Annotated in this window: 21 protein-coding genes; 4 read left to right on the top strand and 17 right to left on the bottom strand. The window is 46.1% G+C overall.

Going from position 1 to position 20,278, the window contains the following annotated elements; genetic code table 11:
* Positions 1 to 5: 5 nt before the first annotated feature.
* Complete coding sequence (locus CJU60_RS14290; protein ID WP_095714104.1) at positions 6 to 2,189, bottom strand: DNA topoisomerase III; 2,184 nt, start codon at positions 2,187 to 2,189, stop codon at positions 6 to 8.
* Between the two features lie 64 nt (positions 2,190 to 2,253).
* The gene (gene lrpC / locus CJU60_RS14285) at positions 2,254 to 2,688 is read right to left on the bottom strand and encodes a transcriptional regulator LrpC (protein ID WP_095714103.1); all 435 of its coding nucleotides are present in this window, start codon (positions 2,686 to 2,688) and stop codon (positions 2,254 to 2,256) included.
* A 182-nt stretch (positions 2,689 to 2,870) separates the two neighbouring features.
* Here lrpC and CJU60_RS14280 point away from each other — a divergent pair, with 182 nt between their 5' ends.
* Positions 2,871 to 3,161, top strand: a complete 291-nt coding sequence (locus CJU60_RS14280) for a DUF3817 domain-containing protein (protein ID WP_010333070.1) — start codon at positions 2,871 to 2,873, stop codon at positions 3,159 to 3,161.
* Between the two features lie 124 nt (positions 3,162 to 3,285).
* Positions 3,286 to 3,723, top strand: a complete 438-nt coding sequence (locus CJU60_RS14275; RefSeq protein WP_024120261.1) for a carboxymuconolactone decarboxylase family protein — start codon at positions 3,286 to 3,288, stop codon at positions 3,721 to 3,723.
* Between the two features lie 38 nt (positions 3,724 to 3,761).
* Here CJU60_RS14275 and amj read toward each other — a convergent pair whose 3' ends face one another.
* The 5 genes from amj to CJU60_RS14250 form a co-directional block, all read right to left on the bottom strand.
* Positions 3,762 to 4,571 carry a lipid II flippase Amj gene (amj, locus tag CJU60_RS14270; RefSeq protein WP_024120260.1) on the bottom strand — a complete coding sequence of 270 codons (810 nt, stop codon included), beginning with the start codon at positions 4,569 to 4,571 and terminating at the stop codon, positions 3,762 to 3,764.
* Positions 4,572 to 5,082: 511 nt separating this feature from the next.
* Positions 5,083 to 5,505: a pyridoxamine 5'-phosphate oxidase family protein gene (locus CJU60_RS14265; protein WP_024120258.1), complete on the bottom strand. Its 423-nt coding sequence runs from the start codon at positions 5,503 to 5,505 to the stop codon at positions 5,083 to 5,085.
* A 77-nt stretch (positions 5,506 to 5,582) separates the two neighbouring features.
* Positions 5,583 to 6,134, bottom strand: coding sequence for a GNAT family N-acetyltransferase (locus CJU60_RS14260; protein WP_095714135.1), 552 nt, complete (start codon positions 6,132 to 6,134; stop codon positions 5,583 to 5,585).
* A gap of 89 nt (positions 6,135 to 6,223) precedes the next feature.
* Positions 6,224 to 6,727, bottom strand: a complete 504-nt coding sequence (gene lyxE, locus CJU60_RS14255; RefSeq protein WP_024120256.1) for a D-lyxose ketol-isomerase — start codon at positions 6,725 to 6,727, stop codon at positions 6,224 to 6,226.
* Between the two features lie 14 nt (positions 6,728 to 6,741).
* Complete coding sequence (locus CJU60_RS14250; protein ID WP_095714102.1) at positions 6,742 to 7,602, bottom strand: SDR family oxidoreductase; 861 nt, start codon at positions 7,600 to 7,602, stop codon at positions 6,742 to 6,744.
* Between the two features lie 152 nt (positions 7,603 to 7,754).
* On the opposite strand from CJU60_RS14250, the gene CJU60_RS14245 reads away from it, so the two are divergent.
* Positions 7,755 to 8,351: a class I SAM-dependent methyltransferase gene (locus CJU60_RS14245; protein WP_176471082.1), complete on the top strand. Its 597-nt coding sequence runs from the start codon at positions 7,755 to 7,757 to the stop codon at positions 8,349 to 8,351.
* A gap of 16 nt (positions 8,352 to 8,367) precedes the next feature.
* Here CJU60_RS14245 and CJU60_RS14240 read toward each other — a convergent pair whose 3' ends face one another.
* From CJU60_RS14240 to CJU60_RS14225, 4 genes are all read right to left on the bottom strand, one after another.
* Positions 8,368 to 9,879 carry a class I adenylate-forming enzyme family protein gene (locus tag CJU60_RS14240; RefSeq protein ID WP_024120253.1) on the bottom strand — a complete coding sequence of 504 codons (1,512 nt, stop codon included), beginning with the start codon at positions 9,877 to 9,879 and terminating at the stop codon, positions 8,368 to 8,370.
* A gap of 210 nt (positions 9,880 to 10,089) precedes the next feature.
* Positions 10,090 to 12,174 (bottom strand): BglG family transcription antiterminator, encoded by a 2,085-nt coding sequence (locus CJU60_RS14235; RefSeq protein ID WP_095714101.1) that lies wholly within the window; start codon positions 12,172 to 12,174, stop codon positions 10,090 to 10,092.
* 190 nt (positions 12,175 to 12,364) lie between these two features.
* Positions 12,365 to 13,267, bottom strand: coding sequence for an aldo/keto reductase (locus CJU60_RS14230; RefSeq protein WP_095714100.1), 903 nt, complete (start codon positions 13,265 to 13,267; stop codon positions 12,365 to 12,367).
* Between the two features lie 97 nt (positions 13,268 to 13,364).
* Positions 13,365 to 15,371, bottom strand: a complete 2,007-nt coding sequence (locus CJU60_RS14225) for a penicillin-binding transpeptidase domain-containing protein (RefSeq protein ID WP_024120250.1) — start codon at positions 15,369 to 15,371, stop codon at positions 13,365 to 13,367.
* Positions 15,372 to 15,521: 150 nt separating this feature from the next.
* Here CJU60_RS14225 and CJU60_RS14220 point away from each other — a divergent pair, with 150 nt between their 5' ends.
* Entirely contained in the window at positions 15,522 to 15,812 is a 291-nt protein-coding gene (locus CJU60_RS14220; RefSeq protein WP_024120249.1) for an antibiotic biosynthesis monooxygenase family protein, read from the top strand.
* Between the two features lie 2 nt (positions 15,813 to 15,814).
* Here CJU60_RS14220 and CJU60_RS14215 read toward each other — a convergent pair whose 3' ends face one another.
* The 6 genes from CJU60_RS14215 to CJU60_RS14190 all read right to left on the bottom strand — a co-directional run bounded on the left by CJU60_RS14215 (position 15,815) and on the right by CJU60_RS14190 (position 20,275).
* Positions 15,815 to 16,060, bottom strand: a complete 246-nt coding sequence (locus tag CJU60_RS14215; RefSeq protein ID WP_010333057.1) for a YczI family protein — start codon at positions 16,058 to 16,060, stop codon at positions 15,815 to 15,817.
* Positions 16,061 to 16,244: 184 nt separating this feature from the next.
* The gene (gene lipC, locus CJU60_RS14210) at positions 16,245 to 16,874 is read right to left on the bottom strand and encodes a spore germination lipase LipC (protein WP_095714099.1); all 630 of its coding nucleotides are present in this window, start codon (positions 16,872 to 16,874) and stop codon (positions 16,245 to 16,247) included.
* Between the two features lie 63 nt (positions 16,875 to 16,937).
* Positions 16,938 to 17,690, bottom strand: a complete 753-nt coding sequence (locus CJU60_RS14205; RefSeq protein ID WP_024120247.1) for an IclR family transcriptional regulator — start codon at positions 17,688 to 17,690, stop codon at positions 16,938 to 16,940.
* Positions 17,691 to 17,706: 16 nt separating this feature from the next.
* Positions 17,707 to 18,714, bottom strand: coding sequence for a 5-oxoprolinase subunit C family protein (locus tag CJU60_RS14200; RefSeq protein ID WP_081638239.1), 1,008 nt, complete (start codon positions 18,712 to 18,714; stop codon positions 17,707 to 17,709).
* Between the two features lie 2 nt (positions 18,715 to 18,716).
* Positions 18,717 to 19,439 carry a 5-oxoprolinase subunit PxpB gene (gene pxpB, locus CJU60_RS14195; protein ID WP_024120245.1) on the bottom strand — a complete coding sequence of 241 codons (723 nt, stop codon included), beginning with the start codon at positions 19,437 to 19,439 and terminating at the stop codon, positions 18,717 to 18,719.
* A gap of 44 nt (positions 19,440 to 19,483) precedes the next feature.
* Entirely contained in the window at positions 19,484 to 20,275 is a 792-nt protein-coding gene (locus CJU60_RS14190; protein WP_255238344.1) for a putative hydro-lyase, read from the bottom strand.
* Positions 20,276 to 20,278: the final 3 nt, after the last annotated feature.

Here is a 20,278-nt window from a genome sequence, read left to right as displayed (position 1 = left end):
TCTTTTTATTGATCCAAACCGAGTTTCTTCAGCTGTTCCGCCAGCGCATTGTTAATCGATTCGTCTTTATTTTGTTTTTTCATATAAGAAGAGACGTCCCGCTTTGTAGCGCGCCCTTTGTCTTTGTTTTTCCGTTTTTCAAATACAGAAAGCTTCTCACGGTGCCCGCAAACACACGCGAAGGTCTGGCCTTCTCCTTGGCCGCGAAGCTCCATTCTTTTATGGCAGTTCGGGCAGCGCGCGTTTGTTTTTCTGGCGATCGTTTTTCTGCTTCCGCATTCCCGGTCTTGGCACACGAGCATGGTGCCGCGCTTGCCGTTTACCTTCAGCATCATTTTGCCGCACTCCGGACATGCCGTTCCCGTGATGTTATCATGTCTGAAGGTTTGGCTGCTGTTTTTGATTTCTGTTACCGTTTGCTTAGCATAAGCCTTCATGTCTTTAATAAAGACAGCGGATTTTAATTTTCCGGCCGCAATGGAGGACAGCTTTTGTTCCCACTCTGCCGTTAAGGCAGGTGATTTCAAATCCTCAGGAACGAGCTGCAGGAGCTGTTTTCCTTTTGAGGTGATAAAAATGTCTTTGTCTTTTTTCTCAATTAAAAAGCTGTTGAACAGTTTTTCGATAATATCGGCACGCGTTGCAACCGTGCCGAGACCGCCTGTTTCGCCAAGCGTTTTGACAAGGCCTTTTTCTTCTCCCTGCATAAAGGCGCTTGGGTTCTCCATAGCTGACAGCAGCGTCCCTTCATTAAAACGGGCCGGCGGTTTGGTTTGGCCGCTTGTTTCAGTTAATGTGCGAACAGTGAGCGAGGCGCCTTTTTGCAGAGCCGGCAGCGTCTGATCTCTGTCGTCCTCCTGCTCGTCATCCTCGTCAGCCATATCATAAACAGCTTTCCAGCCTTGTAACTGTACGGTTTTTCCCTTCGCCGTAAAGGTTTCTCCGCCGATTTCTGCCATGACCTTTGTTTCTTCATATTCGAAAGCCGGCATCAGCACAGCCAAGAAACGTTTGGCAATCAGGTCATACAGCTTGCGTTCTTTATCGCTGAGACTGCTGAGAACAAGCGGCTCTTCAGTCGGGATAATCGCATGGTGGTCTGACACCTTAGCATCATTGACGTAGCCTTTGTGCGATTTGATGCCGCGCTTTTTAATTTGAGTGACATATTGGGCATACGGTTTCACTTCCATGCCCTCCAGCCGGTCTTTTAAGGTTGGGACAATGTCACTGGATAAAAACCGTGAGTCTGTCCGCGGATATGTGACAAGCTTGTGCTGCTCATACAGCTTCTGCAGAACTGAGAGCGTTTCTTTGGCGGAAAATCCGAAGCGTTTGTGGGCGTCCCGCTGGAGTTCCGTCAAGTCGTAAAGCGCAGGAGCAAAGCTTTTTTTCGCTGTTTTTTTCAGTTCAGCGACCACCGCCTGTTTTCCATCAAGTTCTTTTAGCAAACGGCTTGTCACGCCTTGATCGAATGTTCTCGTCTGCTTCGATTTTTTGTCCTGCCACGTCAGCGTCATTCCATCGACTGCTGCGCGAATGCCGTAATACGGTACAGGCTTAAAGGCTTGGATGTCCGCTTCGCGCTTGGCAATCATGGCTAGCGTCGGCGTCTGCACACGTCCGCATGAAAGCTGGGCATTGAATTTTGTGGTGAGCGCACGGGTCGCGTTAATGCCGACAATCCAATCCGCTTCTGCTCTGGCAACGGCTGAGTGGTACAGATTTTCATACTCTTTGCCGCTGCGCAGCTTTTGAAAACCTTCCTTGATCGCTTTGTCCGTTACAGATGAAATCCACAGCCGTTTGATCGGTTTGCGGACGTTCGCTTTTTCAATGATCCAGCGTGCGACGAGCTCACCTTCCCGGCCGGCATCAGTGGCGATGACGATCTGATTGACATCTTTGCGGGTAAGCTGCGCTTTCACCGCATTGAACTGCTTTCCGGTTTTTTTGATAACAACAAGCTTTAGCGGTTCGGGGATAATCGGCAGATCCTCAAGCCGCCATGATTGAAATTCTTTTCCGTAGCCTTCCGGATCAGCAAGTGTCACCAAATGGCCTAAAGCCCATGTGACAATATATTGATCTCCTTCGAGATAACCGTTCCCTTTTTTATGGCACTTCAGCACCCGGGCCAAATCGCGGCCGACTGAAGGTTTTTCAGCTAATACAACTGTTTTTGACATGCTTGATCACTTCTCTTTCTTTCACGCTCATCCTTTTATTATAACAGACTTGAACAAGCACTCTCTAACCGCGCCCGTTTTCCGTGTCAATTTCTGAGAAAATGACGTGAGTGACGGTTTGGGCGTAAGGCGTTGTTTTGTTGATGAAAGCTTCTACTGCTTCAAGGCTCTCCGCGTTGATTTTCAGTATATAGCAGGCCGCTCCCGCAATCCGGTAGCAAAATTCAATATTCGGCAGCGTTTGAATGTAGCTTTTGAATCGATCGTAATCCCCGTTTTTGACGGTTGCCTCGACAATACAGGAAACCGGAAGGCCAAGTTTTTTCTGATCAACCTCCAGCGTATATTGCTTAATGATGCCAAACGATTCCAGCTGTCTCACCCGTTCGGTGACCGATGGCGGGGACAGCTTAATTTTCCTTCCTAACTCCCTCATGGACAAACGGCTGTCTTTTTTCAGTTCCGCAATGATATTCAAATCAATTTGGTCAAGTTTCATATCAAAATCCTTCTTTTATTTTTGTTCACATTATCTCGGGAATTTGTGTAAATGACAAGACTGAGGCCCAAGATAGATTTTTTAAATATGAATGTTTTCCGAACATTTTCTCAAACTTGTCATATATGCCCGCCGGATTGTTTATAGTATAGATGAAAACGTGTCCACAAGGAGGGCGATTTATGCTGCAAACGCCGATCGGAAGACTTCGCACGATGGGTTTTATTGAAGGAATGTCACTCTTAATCCTGCTTTTCGTCGCCATGCCGCTCAAATATTGGGCAGGCCTTTCGCTTGCGGTAACAATTGTCGGTTCTGTTCACGGCGGATTGTTTATTTTGTATTTGCTTGTGTTGGCCTATGTGACGTTCTCTGTGAAATGGTCGCTGAAATGGTCAGCCGCCGGTTTCGTCGCCGCATTCGTCCCATTTGGAAACTTTTTGTACGACCGCGGATTAAGAAACTTTAAATAAATGATAAAGCGGCATGTTGTGCGCCGCACTGTTAAGAAAAACAGCTTGGATCTGCTTCAGGCTGTTTTCTTTTTTAACCCAATCATCATGTAATAATGATACAGCAGTGAAAGGAGATGGAATGATGACGAAGAGGATTCCCTACGACCAAATAGCACCTGATGGGTTACATATCATGATGAATATGGAGGCATACACGAAAACATCAGGCATTAACCGGACAACAAGAGAGCTAATGAAAATAAGAGCATCACAATTGAACGGCTGCGCCTACTGCATTAACATTCATACGAAAGATGCCCGAAAAATGGGAGAAACCGAACAGCGCATTTACGGATTAAACGCTTGGGAAGAGTGCAGTTTTTATACACCTGAAGAAAAAGCAGCATTATTGCTGACGGAGCATGTCACTTTTATTTCTAACAAGCGTATGCCTGATGATGTTTATCAAGAGGTGCGTAAATTTTATAATGAAAAAGAATATGTTGATCTCATCCTCATCATTAATCAGATTAACAGCTGGAACCGAATCGCCATCTCTATGGGCAACATCGCCGAATAAATAAAAAGCTGACCTTTTACCAGGTCAGCTTTTCGCTATCAAAACCATTTTGTCAGCCACGCGATATAATATGCGCCAGGGATAAACATAAGCTGGGCAAGAAGCGTGCCCGCCACCCTTGACGTCACCATTGTCACAGAGGTCCATTTCAAATAAACGTAGCTTCGTTTTCCTTTTGCCACATCATCGGCAAGAACTGACACTTTCGGGTCAACAAAAATGGCCAGCAGCATCGTCGCAATTCCGTTGATTAAGCCTGATGCCATAACCGCCGTCGTGCTTCGCTCGGGTGCTAACAGCCCTGCGTACAATGCGGAGAGCACGCCAATTGTATAAATGGACGTAATCAGCATGTTGATGACAAACAGCCGTTTTGGAATCAAGCGCATGTGAAATCCCTTCAAATACGAAGCAGACGGCAGACGCAAATAGGAGCAGGCATTTTTAAATCCATTCTTAGAAAATCCTTTCCGAAAAACTTGTAAAACGGAGCCGCCCCCGCCCGCCAAGTGGATGATCGCACGTGAAAACAGGGCGACAAACGACGGGAGCAGGATAATGCCCACAATAGTCCCAACCGTCGAGCCAAAGATCAGGAACCGGAATTGCTCGCCTACGAGCGCCAGCGCGTTTTTTCCGGCATCGTCAATTAAGCGCCCCGTGAAGGGCTGCTGCACCATGTTCGACATTCTTGACACGATTACCATGACATTAAACAAGGAAAGCGCGGATGCGATAAATCCTACCCGGGCCCCTGAAAGCCTTGTGGCATAGGCAAGGGTCTCTATTGAGTGAATCAATAACAAAAAACAGAAAATAAAAACGACTTGTGTTGTAATGACATGCACAGTATTCTTTCCTCCAGTTTCATCCTAGTGATAAGACTGAAGGAAACAACGAGAAGTTTCATGTGTGATTTGTTTTTTTCACAATAAAAAACCGCCGGCTTACGCCGAGCGGTTTGTCTTATTCTTTTCTATACGCAAATAAAGATTATATTATCCGCCGATTCGGGCGGGTTCGATTCATGTAGCATTGTTCCGAAGAATCATTCTGGAAAGTAAACACCATGGAAATTTCTTGAACACAAGACAACGAAAGCCCTACCTCTCAATCGTCACTGCGGCTCCGAAGCCGCGCCGGTGTGAATTGTAAAACAAAAAAGTCTTTTTTCCATCTCATCGTTAGGGGCGATTTGTTATGAAGGAAAAGAATAAGGGCAGCTGGTTTGCTGCTTGTGAAGCGGTAAAAGCTTCTCTCTCAAAACAGAAAAAAGAAGTTTACTTTCTTTTTTATTTGCTTATTTTTCTTGCTTAGCTATTCATGATAACATATCGCCCCTGCAAATACAAACTTTTATTATAATTCGAGTGAGACTGGTGTTTTCTCTCCCGCATTCATTAGCCTGATATCTTCCGGTTCGATTTCAAGAATCACCAGATTCGGGTCATCCTTGCCGTCGAACCAGCGCTCCAATTTAGAGCTCCAGATTTTGTCTTTCAATTCTGATGAATTGTTTATTTTTGCTTTTCCTGTGACTTCGACATACGCATCACCAAAGCCTTCACAATCATAACCTAATAAAATGTGCACATTAGGGTTATTCTCAATTTCTTCAGCTTTATGAGTTTCTTTGCTTGTCGGTGTATAAATCGTCAGCCCGTCATGGAAGAAAGTCATGTAGCGGGAATGGGGTTTGCCCTTTTGAACCGTTGCGAGCGAACCTACTTTATGGTGATCTAGAACATCAAGCACTTTTTGTTTAATATCTTGCTGATTCATCTCGAATCACTCCTTTTTAACGTCTCCGCTGTTACTTTTCCACATCCGGGAACGATTTAAACAAGAAAATGCGCTCTTTATTTTTCTGCTTCCCATTCACGCTTTAACAAACTGTAATAGACGAGGTCGTGGAACTTGCCTTTAATGAATATGCCTTCCCTTGCTGTTCTTTCCTCTTGAAAGCCGAGGCGCTCCGGGATCGCTCTGCTTTTGTGATTTCCGACAGCCGCGCAGATGGCAACCCGATTCAATTCCAGGTCCTGAAAAGCATATGTGATGAGTGCCCGGCAGGCGGCAGTGATAATGCCTTTTCCTTCGTATTCCCCGTCAATCCAATAGCCAATTTCCGCTTTTTTATTCACTTGGTCAAGGTTATGCAGGCCAATCATGCCGCACAAGCTGCCGTCATACAGAATCCCCGCTTCGATTCCGTTCAGGTCAGCATACTGACGCCGCCAATCGGGAATGAGGGTTTCCCTGTACGTTTCGGCATCACTTGGATTTTCAGCCCAGAATAGCCATTCACTGATTCGCTGTTGGTTCTCATGAATAATCGCTGCCAGCCGATCCGCATCCTTTGGCTCTAATAACCGGATGGTAATGTGCCCGTTTACACTGCAGGTGAACATCTCCCTCGCCCTCTTTCCTTTTTTACCCATTATAACGGTGTTTCCGTTTTTTTCAATATAAAAAAGGATGGGCTTTTTAAGCCTCATCCTTAAATTCTAGGGTCGGTAAAGATATCGTGTTTGTCTGTGCTAGTCGAAGACATTTCCGTTACGACTGCGCCTTCCTCCCCGGCCTGGAACCAATGCTTCGTGTTCGGCGGAATTGTATATTGCCCGCCGGGTTCAAGCTCGATCTCATGCCAGACTGTATAGTATTCTCTATCCTCTTGAGGAGGAAGAACCTTTGGAAGCTGCGTTTTTTCTCCTTCAACATAAAGATACACTTTTCCGTAGCGGCAGCGGAAGGTCTCCTGCTTGCCTTCCTGCCCGTCAACCGGCGGATGGCGATGCTCCGGGCAAGTCTGTCCCGGAAACAGCACCAGTTCCTTTGAACAATAACGGTCTGTATTCACATAGACAAAGAGCTGGAGCCCGGATTTTCGTTCTTTTCCCAAGCCGTAGTCCATGAGCTGAATTTGTTCTACTTCATCATCCGTTAAGACAATACCGGCTTTTTGATAGTAGCTGTTTACTTCTTCTTTCGTGATGCTCATTTCCTCACTCCCTCTTACGTCGTCACAAAGTCTCCGCCATTTACATGCAGCGTTTGTCCTGTCATATAGGATGATTCATCTGATGCCAGCAGCACATAGCAGCCGACATGCTCAACAGGCTGACCCGGACGGCCCATCGGCGTATTTTGCCCAAATTGAGCGACTGTATCTTCTGAGAATGTAGACGGAATTAACGGTGTCCAGATTGGTCCCGGCGCTACCGCATTTACACGAATACCGTCTTTGACAAGCGCCTGCGCCATTGTTCTTGTAAAGGCATTGATCGCGCCTTTCGTTGCCGTATAATCAATCAGCGTCGGATTACCGCGATAAGGGTTGATGGAAGTCGTATTGATGATCGCGCTGCCTGGTTTCATATAATCAATTGCTTTTTTAGTCAAATAAAATTGTGAATAAAAGTTTGTTTTGAATGTGCGGTGAAGCTGTTCGCTTGAAATATCTTTGATACTTTCCTTCGGATGCTGCTCACCGGCATTGTTCACAAGGATATCCAGACGGCCGAGCTCATTGACTGTTTTTTCAACCGCTTCATTACAGAACTCCTCTTCGCCTACATCTCCGGGGATTAAGAGACATTTCACGCCTTCTTGTTCAACGCGTTTTTTTGTATCTTCAGCATCTCCCTGCTCATCCTTATATACAATGGCGATGTCAGCGCCTTCCTTTGCGTAAGCGACAGATACCGCACGTCCGATTCCGCTGTCACCGCCTGTAATGAGTGCGACTTTTCCTTTTAATTTATCCGCACCTTTATAATGCTCGTATTCATATACCGGACTTGGATTCATTTCGCTTTCGATTCCCGGCTGGCGATTTTGGGTTTGTGCCGGCAGTTCTTTCGGATAGTTTGCCATGATGATTCTCCTCCTTTGTTTTTCATGTCTATTTGTTGTGTACCTCGTGCATACTCTGGGTAAACATGGATGAGCACCTTCGGAATGCTTTATCAGAAAAATGTTTCACATGAAACGCAAGGAGGAAAATGATGTGAAAAGGAGGTTGCTGAATGATTAACATGCTTTCTAAAAAATTCAGCAGACCGAAGGGGATGTTCGGCATACTTGCCGGATACATCATGGCTGCTGAAAATAAAACACTGAATCAGTGGACAATAGATCAGCTTGGCTTAACACGCGGAGACCGCATTCTAGAAGTCGGTTTTGGACCGGGATACTGCATGAAGCAGATGCTGAAACGCGAAAAGAGTGTGCATATCCATGGGATTGATGTATCAGAGGCTATGCTGAAGCTGGCTGCACACAGATTAAAAACAGACCGTGTTCGCCTGATACAGGGCAGCATTGAAACGTTCCCCCTCCCCGCCGCGTATTACGATAAAGTCATTTCCGTTAACAACTACACGATTTGGAAAGACCAGCAAGAAGGCATCAAACAGATTTTTCAAGCATTAAAATCCGGCGGCAAAGCAGCTATTACGATGCAGCCCCGGGAAGCAGATGCCGGTCCCGAGAAAACTGAATCGTTCGGAAAACAGATGCTTGCTGACCTGAAAGCGGCAGGCTTCAAAGACATTGATATCCAATATAAAGACATTAAACCTGAGCTTTCAGTCTGCGCAACCGCAAAAAAGCCCGTCACATAAATGACGGGCTTTTCTTTTATGAATGTACGGCTTGCTTGCGCAAGACATCTTTTTTCACTTTGCCGAGATTATTTTTCGGAAGTTCCTTTACGAATTCGATTTCAGGAATTTTGTAAGCGGACAAGCGTTCTTTACAGAATGCAATGACATCCGCTTCTGTTATTTCCTGAGTGCCGTTAGTGACGATAAAGGCTTTTGGTTTTTCTCCGTACAGCGGGTCTGGTATCCCGACCACTGCTGTTTCAAGGATGCCCGGGATCTGCTGGATGACTTCTTCAACCTGATCAGGATAGACATTGTCGCCTCCGTAAATAATGACATCCTTGTAGCGTCCGGTGATGAAGATAAAGCCGTCCTCATCCACGTAGCCTGAATCTCCGGTTCTGAACCAGCCGTTTTGCAGCACTTTTGCTGTCGCTTCAGGGTTTTCCTCATAGCCTTTAAATAAGAATGGGCTGTGCACCACGATTTCTCCGATTTCACCTTGCGGCAGCTCTTCTCTCGTCTCAGGATCTTCTACCTTGACTTGAACATCAGCAACGGGTTTACCGGCAGATGCCGCTTTATCCATTCCCATTTCAGGAACCCATGTGCTGATTCCCCAAGCTTCTGTGCTTCCGTAACCGTGAGCGAGCTGGATGCCGATATCAAGATACCGCTGAATCAGGCTGCTAGGCACTTTTGTTCCGCCTGTCATCAAAATGATGAGCGAGGACAGATCGGTTTGATGTTCTTCCCACGCCTCAAGCAAATATGTGTAAAACACAGGAAGGGCCATAATGGTTTGAATTTTTTCTTCTTCAATGACCTTCAGCATACGAACGGGATCTTGATCCTTTGTAAAAATAAACGTGGTTCCCGCAAACGTTCCAAGCATGATACAAATAAGCGCGCTTGTATGATAAATCGGGTGGCACGCAAGAAAACGCAGATTTTTCATTCGTGCGCTTGAGCTATTTGACTTTGATACGTAATTATATATACCGCCATGGGTGATCATGCATCTTTTCGGGTTTCCTGTTGTCCCTGACGTAAACATCAGAAGCGCTGTATCATCCGGAGAAACCGTTTCTGCTTTTGGTAAATGATCAGGTCCTGCAAAAAGCGCTTCAAACACTGGAGACGTCTCATACGCTGTTCCTGTTTCCATGATCAAACGCACAGAAGACAGCTCAGGCAGCACTTCATCCATTATCTCTTTAAATTCCGTTCCGTAAAACAATGCTTTCGGTTCACTTGCTTTTAAAATGCCTGTCATCTCGTATGGTTTCAGCTGCCAGCTGACGGGCACTACAACGGCCCCGATTTCAAGTGCGGCAAACATAATGGTTGATGCGGGGTGGCCATTTTTGCAAAGCAATGCCACACGGTCGCCTTTTTGAATTCCTTTTTGAAGCAGAGCATTCGCCAGCTGATTGATCCGTTTGTGATATGCTGCATATGTCAGTGTGTGGGCTCCGCTTTTTACAGCTTCTATTTCTTCGCTATTCGGCATGTCATGCAGAATCAGATGCTGTAATGTTTCCATATTGTCATCTCCTATATTCTCTTGAATCTTCAATAATTTGTTAGATTACCTTCCTTACCTCACCCATTTTAACCCAAAAAAGATAACTTGTAAAACTATTTCATTTTGGAATTATTCCATTACAGAATGATAAAATAGTCCCGCATTTTTTTATTTTGTGCTGCATCCATACAAAAACACACGCCTTTTTTTGGCGTGTGAAATAGGTGATTACGGGATGTTTTTTTCTTTCATCCATGTGAAAAAGATGCGGTTTAAACGCTGATACAGTTCTCGTTCCCCTTCCTCCTGAAAGCCCGCCATGCTTTCTCCGCTTTCAATAATGGCAGAGCTGATCGCACTCAAAATCTCTGAGCCTTCAGCTGATAATGTGGCCGGCGCCATCATGACGAGAATTCTTGTCATATCGAGGGTATTTCCGTCCATGCCATTAACTTCAAAAGATGTGCTGAGGTCATACATTTTGAAAAAAGGCAGGACGATATGATCATTTTTGAGATGATAAAGCGCCATGTTTGTACCCGGTATGCCCAATCCCCCTTGTTTTTCGCGTTCTGCAAGGCAATCCGCCGCTTTTTTCGGATCTCGGATGAGGCCATCCTTTTTCAGCTGTTGAAAAAGCTCAAACAGCAGCATGCCGTGATCCGGCTTTGTTTTCATTTCAGTGAGTGAAAAATGGCGCAAGACGTCTTGAATCACCGCCATGTATCGTCCCACGCTTTCCGCCGCTGCCAGCATGTCAGGGATGTGGGCTTGCCGCGTCTCTTCCTTCGGGCTTCTTTTTTTCTCAAGAATGAGCGGGATTTTCCGCTTGATATACTGCTTTACCTGGTTTGCGTCTTCCTCATTTAAAAGCGGGCTGACCATAATATAGTCGATGTTTTGATAAGGGATCGGCACAGTGGACACAATCATATCATAGGCATGAGTGTCGCGGTCCTTCAGTTCGATCAGTGATGACATATCAAACGATTCAATTTCAGGCAGCTCTTTCTTCAATCTCGAAGCAAGCATTTTCGAAGAACCGATTCCACTTGAGCAGACAACAAGCGCTTTCACTTTTGCTTCTTCTTTTTTGATTTCAAGCGCTGAACCGAAGTGAAGAACGATAAAGGCGATTTCATCATCAGAAAAGGACATGTCCGGGAAAAATTTTTCCACGCCCTCTTCTATCGCCATATACAGCAGAAAATAATCGCGCTTGATCTGTTCCTTCATTGGATTATAGATGTCGATGTTTTCTTTCATGCGGCTGATGGCCGGCTCCAAATGGGCAATCAAACCTTCATATAAAGAGTAGTTTTTCGTCAGATCCATTCTGATTTTTTCTGAAATAAAAGCGATCAGCCGTTTTGTTTGCAAGGCTGTTTCAAGCTCTATTTCCTGCGCTCTGTATTCTGTTTTGTATTTGCGGTTGGCGCTTCGCAGATGGATCGTAATATAGCCGACCTCCGCTTCCGGGATCGTTACGCCGAAAGCACGTTCAAGCTCGCCCGCGATTTCCAGAGCGGAGCTGTATTCTTTTGCACTCTTGAGTTCATCATGCTCGCTCTCTTCCATGCTGATCGTCTCGCCCAGTTTAATGCGTTCGATCGCAAACGTCAGATGAACGACAAGCGCTATATAGGAGCTGTCAGATAGAGAAAATGCGATTTTTTCTTTCAGCTGGAATAAAATCCGCTCCATTTTTAACAGCTCGCCTTTGCTGACAACCCCGAACATCTTCTCGGTGGAATCAGCTTTTCCTTTAATGTTTAATTCAACCGCTTCCAAAAACATTTGGATATCGAGGCGGTTCACAATCAGATTGCCGACAATTTTTCGTTTCGCGTTCTCCGGCCCCATCAGCTGGATGCCAAAGCCTCTTTTTCGGATCAGTGTTAACCCGAACGGAGAAATCCATTTCTCCAGCTCATCTAAATCGTAGCTGACCGTAGCATTGGTGACCTGCAGATCATGAGCGAGCGTGTACAGCTTCACCGGTTCTTGGGACTCTAATAGCGAACAGAGAATCAGCAGTTTTCGTTCGTCGGCGCTGTATTCATGCTGTTCATGTGACAGCTCGGTGAGCAGCTTTTGTTTATCTTCGGGACTTCCTACCGCCTTCAAGCCTTTGCCGGGCTGTTTATCGAGCTTGAGCCCCACAGTCTCCATCAGCGGCTTGATTGATTTCAGCTCCCTGTGAATGGTTCTGGTGCTCACTTCCATCAGCTCAGCCAGCTCCGTTACGGTTACATATCGGTTCAGTAGTAATAAATGCTTTAAAAGCTTTTGTTCTCTTGCAGTCATATACATAAAAAGGCCTCCAGACATTCGTGATGTGCGGATGAAGTCGCATGGAGATATAGGAAGAGGAAAAAAAGAGGGTTTCTATATTAATATAAAACGCTTTCAAACAGGATTCAATCACTTATAAATGGGAATTTGGCACTAAGCTGTGTGACAATATTGAAAAAGCATCAGCCGTTATGCTGATGCTTTTTCTTTATGGTATATCGTGGCCTTGTACGGCTGTATAAATACGGAACCACTGATCCTGATCAAGCTTATACGCCAAGGCGTTTACCGCGGCGGAAATACGCTCGCGTTTTCCGCTTCCGACAATCGGCATGATGCCGGCCGGATGCGTGAACAGCCATGCGTACATCACCTCGTCCAATGAGGCGGCACCGATTTCAGCCTGAACAGTTTCAAGCGCCGTGCGAATGCGCCGATCTTTTTCCGTGTTTCCGGCGAATACTTTACCGCCTGCAAGCGGCGACCAGGCCATCGGAGAAATCCGTTTTTCCTGACACAGGTTCAATGTGCCGTCCTGAATATTTTCTAATTCATATGCGGAAAGCTCAATCTGATTGGTGACAAGCTTTTCAGGCAGATACGATTCCAGCATCCGATATTGATGGCCTTTAAAGTTCGACACACCGAAATATCTGACCTTCCCGGAGCTTTTCAGCGCATGAAACGCCTCAGCCACTCCTTCCGGGTCCATGAGCGGGTCCGGTCTGTGAATCAGCAGCACATCGATATAATCCGTTCTGAGATTCAAAAGCGACTGTTCAACAGACGCGAGAATGTGTGTTTTGCTTGTATTATAATGGTGCGATCTGTGAGCAGGGCGTTCAGGTGATTCAAGAACGATGCCGCATTTTGTGACCAGCTCTATGTTTTCCCTTAATCCGGGTGAAAGAGCAAGAGCATTTCCAAACCCTTTTTCGCACGTGTAGCCCCCGTAAATATCCGCATGATCAAAGGTGGTAATGCCTTGATCGACACACCACTCAATGAGACTGAGCAGCTCAGCGTCTGAATAGTTCCATTCATTCAGACGCCAAAGCCCGTGTATCACTCTTGAAAATTGAAGATCCTCCGCCAAATGAATACGCTGCATGCAAAATCCCTCTTTTCTTTATAAACCGGGTTTTTGCCCCTTACTAGATCATTCGGCCTCAGACGCCCTTTTTCCTTTCACTCCCGTTAAAAAGGTTTTATTTCGATTGAAATTGCTTTTTTGCTTTTTCGACTACGTAGTGGCTGCCGCCGTGATCTTGAACATTTTGAATCATCATCGCGACAAGCAGGTCTTTGTTTTTATAGTCATAGCCGACGAACCAGCCATTTTCGGTGCCGTCTTTATCATCCTTTGATTTTTTCAGCTCGGCTGTTCCCGTTTTTCCAGCCACAGTGATTCCTTTTACGACAGGCTGATACGCTGACCCGCGCTCATCTTCGACTACGCCTTTCAACCCTTTTGTAATATCGGCGGCTCCTTCTTTTGTGAGCACTTGTTTGTGCCAGACATCAGCGGTTTGTGAGTCTTTCTTGATAAGCGTCGGTTTCACGAGGTCTCCATTATCGACAAATGGCGTGTAAGCTGCCGCTAGGTGAAGCGGAGACATCTGCATTTGTCCCTGTCCGTAGCCTGTATCCGCAAGCAAAATGTCTGAGTCAAGCTTGTCGTTTGCGATTGACGATTGCTGGACTGGGAATTCAAATGGAATATCCTCTGCAAACCCAAATGTTTTCATGCCTTTTGTAAAGGTGTCCGCTCCCATATCAAGCGCGTTTTGCGCAAAGTAAATATTGTCTGACGTGATCAGGGCATGTTCCAAATCCACTTGCTCTAAGCTGTCAGACACTCGTGTAACAGAATAGCCGCCCCAGCTTGAATCTTTCTGCCACTGTTTCCCTTTGATAGTTTTCTTCTCTGCGGCTTTAAGCGTGCCGTTTTTCAGGCCGATAGCAGCAGCGATCGGTTTAATCGTGGATCCTGGTGCATATGTTTTGTTGAATTTCGCCGAAAACGGATTGTTTTTGTCTTCGTTTAGTTTTTTCCATTCTTTATCGCTCCATCCGAAGATAAATCCGTTTGGATCGTAAGAAGGCGCGCTGACAAGAGCCAGTGTTTCACCTGTCTGCGGCTGCAGTGCGACTGCCGCCCCGCTGTCATCCTTCAGCTCGTCATAAAGCTTTGTTTGCGTTTTGATATCAATTGTGAGATGTAAATCCTCACCGTCTTTCGCTTTCGTTTCAGCGATGACTTCGCCGGTTTGCGGAACGTAGATTTTCCATCCTGTTGTGCCTCTGAGCTTATCTTCATACACATTTTCAAGACCTGCGATTCCGATGTTTGACGTATCGCTGTATGTTCCGTCTTTCTTTTTCTTCAGTTCTTCCGCCGTAATCGCGCGAACGTAGCCTGTCAGATGAGCTGTTTTTTCGCCATACGGATAATAGCGCGAGCTGACATTTGTTCTTGTGACGCCTTTTAATGACGTCACTTCAGACACTAACTTTTCTTCGTCCGGTTTTACTTTTTTGACCGGCACGAATGAATCATCTTTGACCCAGCTTTGTTTCAGCTTCTGGTTGATGTCATCTTCAGTTACATCCAGTTTTTTCGCGAGCTCTTTTATGACTTTCTCTTTTTTATCGCCAAGTTCTCCGGGAATAATTCCGATTTCCGGAACATCTGTGTTGACGGCTAAGCCTTTCCCGTTTTTATCGTAGATTTGGCCGCGTTTCGGTTCAATGCTGGCGATTTGAACGGTTTTGTCATCAGCCAGCTGCTTGAAAATAAACGATGGGTCCCAATCTATATTCCATGACTCCTCATCATCTGTTTTTTCTTTTTTCAGCACAGCGGTATTTTTAAAGCTGACTTTGCCCGCATTTGTGTCCATGCTGACTTTGTATGGGATGTGCTTCATCGTTTTATTGTCTTTATCATCCTCGTCCACTTTTCCCGCAGTGACTTTCAGATTTTTTACGCCTGCCTGCTCATAGATGGTTTTATATCTGCTGACGAAATCCTTTTTGGAGATTTCTTTTTTTACATCTTTGGTCAGGCTTTGATACATGTCATCGAATTGCTGATCGTTCCACTGTTTTACGAATGCTTCCATTCGGTCCTCTGGTGAATCTGTTTTGGAGCATCCGATTAATCCGATCAGCCCGATACATAGAAATAATAGTAGAATACACTTTTTACACATGACTTTCCCCTGCCTTCCACTTGTTATTTTCTCTTAAATGAATTAGTACGTGCAAGATTTTTTTGAAAATGAAGGAAAAGGTTCATCGTTTTTGCAGAAATCTCCTTTCGTTTCCTGTAAACTATTTGAAAAGAGGAAAGAAGGGATCACATGGTCAGAGAAGCAGCTATGCTTCATATTAAAGAGGGGCTTGAACAAGAATTTGAGGACGCGTTCCGGCTGGCGGCGCCGATCATTGCCGGAATGAAGGGCTATATCACACATTCTTTATCAAAATGTATGGAAGAAACACATAAGTACCTGCTGCTCGTAGAGTGGGAAACGCTTGAGGACCACACTGAAGGCTTTCGCGGGTCTTCCGAGTACAAAGAGTGGAAAGCCTTGCTGCATCGGTTCTATACGCCGTTCCCGACGGTTGAGCATTTTCTGGATGTATCATAGATTTATATCATATAAAGCGTAAAACCGATGAGAGAAACAGACCAAACGAAAACGGCAGTATAGATGTTAAATGCTCCTGAGCTGTCGTTTTCTTTTTTGCGTTCTTCAAGCCCCTGAATAAACATGACAGCGCCCAGGAAAACGAGCATGACAGATTGGATAACAGAGGTGTGTTCCGTATAGTTAAAAGCGATAAGCGCCAGTATGATAATGATAACCGCAAAAGACATTTTAAAAATGCGAAACAAAAGGACCATCCTTCCTTATATACGAAATATTGAGCGTTATGCCTATATTTGCCTTTGCCCTCCATTATTCTAGCGCACTTTTTTTGTATATAGAACATGAGACGGGGAAATTTAAGTTTCTTTTAATATTTGAATTCATATAAAAAAACGCGCCAGTGATCAGGCGCGTTTTCTATGAAACTGATCATTCTCGATAACCTATTCCTCGGAGCACTTCGGCCATTGCCTGATAGCCGCTGCTATTCGGATGGACACCGTCGAAAGACAGGTATTCCTGCTCTTTCCCTTTAAAGACACTGTAAACGTCAGCGATTTTAACATGAGGTGCTGTTGCCAGCGTTTTCAAATGCGAATTAAATGAAGCAATCCATTGATCAGCAATGCCAATGCTGGGAAACGGGTTGTATAAATTAAAAACACGGATGGCGTAAGGTGATGGATCTGACCCTTTGATATTGGCGATTTGGGCAATCATCTTTTCAAAATTCTCATGACAATGCGCGGACGCACGGCTGAAAATCGTTTCATCCTGAGAAGATTGATAGGATAATACAGATTCAATGAGATCATTTCCGCACCCTGTGATCGTAATCATATCAGCGGCTTGAATTTGTTTTTGCACATAGGGATATGACAGGAGCCCGAGGATTTCCTCTGTATCAAGACCGGATTTGGCGAAAACCGATACGGCTGTTTTTGATTTCAGATCGGCTTCCATCATGTCTCTGAAGCGCTGGACAAATCCTGCAGAAAACAGCCCAGAGCCTCTCCCCGTCGTTAAAGAATCTCCGAGCGCTGTATACTGAAGCACCATGATCTTTCCTCCACTCATGAACGTCGATACGTTAATGTACGCAGCAGAGAAAAGATCGGCTACTTATGGATACCCTATTTTTCTGGAAATCTGCAAAGCGGCTTGTTTCACCTTTTCCGTTAAGTACGGCAGCCTGTCTTCTGTAAATCTCGCTTCAAACCCTGCAATACTGATGCCGGCCGCCACCTGGTGATGATGGTTAAAAATCGGCGCGCCAATAGCGGCCGTATAGTTTTCGAGTTCTGAATAGCTGACGGTATAGCCGTTTTGCACCGAGGCCTCAATGGCCTCAAGAAGCTTTGACGGATCTGTAATGGTCCCTGAACCGATCGGAATGAGCTCTGTCTGTTTGATGTACGCTTCAATTTCTTCACGGGGCAGAAAGGACAAAATGCTCCGGGCACATGCCCCGGCGTACAGAGGAGAACGCCGGCCGATTGCAGTGTAGAGGCGAACGGTTTGTGTCCCTTCAATCTTCTCCACGTAGATCGCTTCATTTCCGTCCCTCATGATCAAATGAACGGCTTCATCTACTTCACGGCAAAGCTCTTCCATCACAGGCTTGGCTATTTTTCTGATATCGAGTCTGTCCGCGACAAGCTGTCCGAATTCCAAAAATACCAGTCCAAGCGTATAAACGCCGGATGGGTCTCGATTGAGGAACCCCATTTCTTCCAGTGAGCTGACCATACGGTGAACAGAGGTTTTCGGCATTCCTGACAGGGAAACGAGTTCGCTTAAAGTAAGGCTTGGTTCATGCAAAAACAAATTGAGCAGCGCCATAGATTTCACTACGGTTTTGTTTTTATTCTGCATCATTCCATCCCCTTTGTTATGTCAGCCATTCCATTTTCATTCTTGTTTTCAGTTCTTTTAGATGCGCTTCCCGTTCAATGAAAAGCGCTTCCGCTTCCTGAAGGGATACAGGCTCAAATTGGACGTGCTCACCCGGCATGATTTGCGAGGCAATCGGAAGATCAGCTGAAATGATGTGAGCGATCCTCGGATAACCTCCCGTCGTCTGCCGGTCTGCAAGCAGGATAATCGGATTGCCGTCAGGCGGCACCTGAACTGTCCCAAATGTAACCGCCTCTGACACCATCTCAAGCGGCGCCTTCAATTCAAGCGGTTCCCCTTTGAGCCTGTAGCCCATACGATCGGACTGCGGAGTGACACGAAACGTTTCTTCATAAAACCGCGTTTTCGATTCTTCTGTGAAAAAAGAGAATTGTTTTCCTTCCAGCACTCGGATCACCGGATTCTTTTTTAACGGCAGAAATCTGTATCGGCTGACTGACCAGTTCGGCGCCGCAAATCCTCGCTGGCCAAGGTGTTGGCTCAAGCGGGAGACGATGGTTTTCGAAAGAGATGACATCTCTCCGATCGGCAGTTCATCTTCCTTCTGAAGCGCTCTTCCGTGAAATCCGCCGATGCCCGCTCTGACATACGTGCTTTTGCTTTCCATCACAGCAGGTACATTGAAGCCGCCGGCTGTCGCCAAATAAGCGCGGCTGCCGAGTTTGCAGGGGCCGAAGGTGACCGTGCTGTTTCCCTTAACGAGCACAGGTTTCCAAAGAGGCGCTTCCTCATCATTCACACGCAGGGTAAAGTCCGCTCCTGTTACGGCAATCAGCATTGGTTCTGACACATAAAGCGACGGGCCGGGACCCATCAGCGTAATTTCAAGGCCGGCTTCTTTTTCGCTGTTTCCGATCAGCAGATTTGCGATTCGAAGCGATACCGTGTCCATGGCGCCGCTTGCCAGCACGCCGTATTTTTGATACCCCGTTCTGCCTATATCCTGAACCGTTGTGAGCAGTCCGGGCTTTAACACTTTCATGCTCAATTGGACTCCTCCTTATAGGCGTGATAGTCATCCTCTGAGATGCGGACAAATGTAACAATATCTCCTGCTCTTAATAACGTTGGCGGGTTTTCCTGCGGCCGGAATAGAGCCAGCGGCGTTTTGCCAATCAGCTGCCAGCCGCCCGGTGTCGAAATCGGATAAACGCCTGTTTGCAGTCCCGCAATTCCGACTGAACCGGCGGGAATCGATGGTCTTGGCGATGATTTCCTTGGAGCTGCAATGCGTTTGGACATCCCGCCTAAGAAAGGAAACCCCGGTGCAAAGCCCAGCATATACACCACATATTCGCCGCCTGTATGAATCTCAATGACCTCTTCGGGTGTGAGATGATTGATCTTCGCCACCTCTTCTAAATCAGGCCCGAATTCACCGCCATAGCAGACGGGAATTTCAACGATGCGGCGGCTGCTTTCATAATCAGCCGTTAATTCTCCGAGCCGCTCATGAACATCGCGTTTCACCTTCTCAAAAGGCGAGCTGATGCCTTGAGGCAAATGCTTATACACTTCATACATATCATAAAATACGGTAAGACTCGTAAAAGCCGGGATACATTCAATGAATCCCGGAAACGGCTGTTCTTCTATATAAGCGGCAGCGGCATGGACAAGACCGTTTACTTGCTCGCTTATTTCTTCTCCAAATCGGATCATCATTGCAGAATCACCGAGCTGTTCGATTTGTAATCGTTCAGTCATCTTTCTCACCTCGTTTATTTCTCGTTCATCAGGAGGACGAGAGGTTACAGCACCGCAAGCGACTCGTCTCGAATATCTGTGATGAGCATATGCCCCGGCGCATGTGTGATGACCATTTCAGGTTTTACATTCATAGCCACAGCTTGCGGAGTTACCCCGCATGCCCAAAATAGAGGAACCTCGCCTTCACGAACAGAAACGGCATCTCCGAAATCTGGATTGCTCAAATCCTGTATGCCGATCGCTTTTGGATTGCCGATATGAATCGGTCCTCCGTGCACAGCCGGAAAACGCGAGGTCACCTGTGCGGCGCGTACAGCGAGCCGTTCAGGAACCGGTCTCATACTGACAACCATCTGTCCATGAAACGGCCCCGCCGGAACACAATCTATATTCGTTTTGTACATTGGAACGTTCGTCCCCTCGTCGATATGTCTGACGGGTATTCCATGATTGATCAGCGCTTGTTCAAAAGAGAAACTGCATCCGATCAGAAAGCCGACAAAATCGTCCTCCCAGTATGGCGTAATATCAGATACCTCATCTGTCAAAACACCGTGCCTGTATACACGGTATTTTGGAAAATCCGTTCTGATATCCGCATCTGGCGCTGCAATCGACGGCACAGGCGAACCGGATTCCGTCACATCCAGCACCGGACAGGGTTTTGGATTCCGCTGGCAAAACAGCAGAAAGTCAAATGCCAGATCTTTTTTCAAAATCACAAGGTTCGCTTGAGCATAGCCGCCGGACATTCCGGCAGTCGGCCCGTTTATTTTCCCCTCTCGTATAAACGCGCGCACATCTCTTGGCGCCATCTTGTTTAAATGATCCACTCT

This window comes from Bacillus sp. 7705b (assembly GCF_002289525.1).
In the GTDB taxonomy this organism is placed as follows: Bacteria; Bacillota; Bacilli; order Bacillales; family Bacillaceae; genus Bacillus; species Bacillus halotolerans.
This window is presented reverse-complemented; position numbering and strand designations above follow the sequence as displayed.

Coding starts and splice junctions, on each gene's coding strand:
- lyxE (WP_024120256.1), bottom strand. CDS start 6,727: ATGAGCATCACGAAAGAAGAAGTAAACAGCTACTATCAAAAAGCCGGT.
- CJU60_RS14290 (WP_095714104.1), bottom strand. CDS start 2,189: ATGTCAAAAACAGTTGTATTAGCTGAAAAACCTTCAGTCGGCCGCGAT.
- CJU60_RS14235 (WP_095714101.1), bottom strand. CDS start 12,174: ATGTATATGACTGCAAGAGAACAAAAGCTTTTAAAGCATTTATTACTA.
- CJU60_RS14200 (WP_081638239.1), bottom strand. CDS start 18,714: ATGAAAGTGTTAAAGCCCGGACTGCTCACAACGGTTCAGGATATAGGC.
- CJU60_RS14220 (WP_024120249.1), top strand. CDS start 15,522: ATGGTCAGAGAAGCAGCTATGCTTCATATTAAAGAGGGGCTTGAACAA.
- CJU60_RS14205 (WP_024120247.1), bottom strand. CDS start 17,690: ATGCAGAATAAAAACAAAACCGTAGTGAAATCTATGGCGCTGCTCAAT.
- CJU60_RS14265 (WP_024120258.1), bottom strand. CDS start 5,505: ATGAATCAGCAAGATATTAAACAAAAAGTGCTTGATGTTCTAGATCAC.
- CJU60_RS14240 (WP_024120253.1), bottom strand. CDS start 9,879: ATGGAAACATTACAGCATCTGATTCTGCATGACATGCCGAATAGCGAA.
- lrpC (WP_095714103.1), bottom strand. CDS start 2,688: ATGAAACTTGACCAAATTGATTTGAATATCATTGCGGAACTGAAAAAA.
- CJU60_RS14230 (WP_095714100.1), bottom strand. CDS start 13,267: ATGCAGCGTATTCATTTGGCGGAGGATCTTCAATTTTCAAGAGTGATA.
- CJU60_RS14275 (WP_024120261.1), top strand. CDS start 3,286: ATGACGAAGAGGATTCCCTACGACCAAATAGCACCTGATGGGTTACAT.
- CJU60_RS14245 (WP_176471082.1), top strand. CDS start 7,755: ATGATTAACATGCTTTCTAAAAAATTCAGCAGACCGAAGGGGATGTTC.
- CJU60_RS14280 (WP_010333070.1), top strand. CDS start 2,871: ATGCTGCAAACGCCGATCGGAAGACTTCGCACGATGGGTTTTATTGAA.
- CJU60_RS14260 (WP_095714135.1), bottom strand. CDS start 6,134: ATGTTCACCTGCAGTGTAAACGGGCACATTACCATCCGGTTATTAGAG.
- CJU60_RS14225 (WP_024120250.1), bottom strand. CDS start 15,371: ATGTGTAAAAAGTGTATTCTACTATTATTTCTATGTATCGGGCTGATC.
- pxpB (WP_024120245.1), bottom strand. CDS start 19,439: ATGACTGAACGATTACAAATCGAACAGCTCGGTGATTCTGCAATGATG.
- lipC (WP_095714099.1), bottom strand. CDS start 16,874: ATGGTGCTTCAGTATACAGCGCTCGGAGATTCTTTAACGACGGGGAGA.
- CJU60_RS14250 (WP_095714102.1), bottom strand. CDS start 7,602: ATGGCAAACTATCCGAAAGAACTGCCGGCACAAACCCAAAATCGCCAG.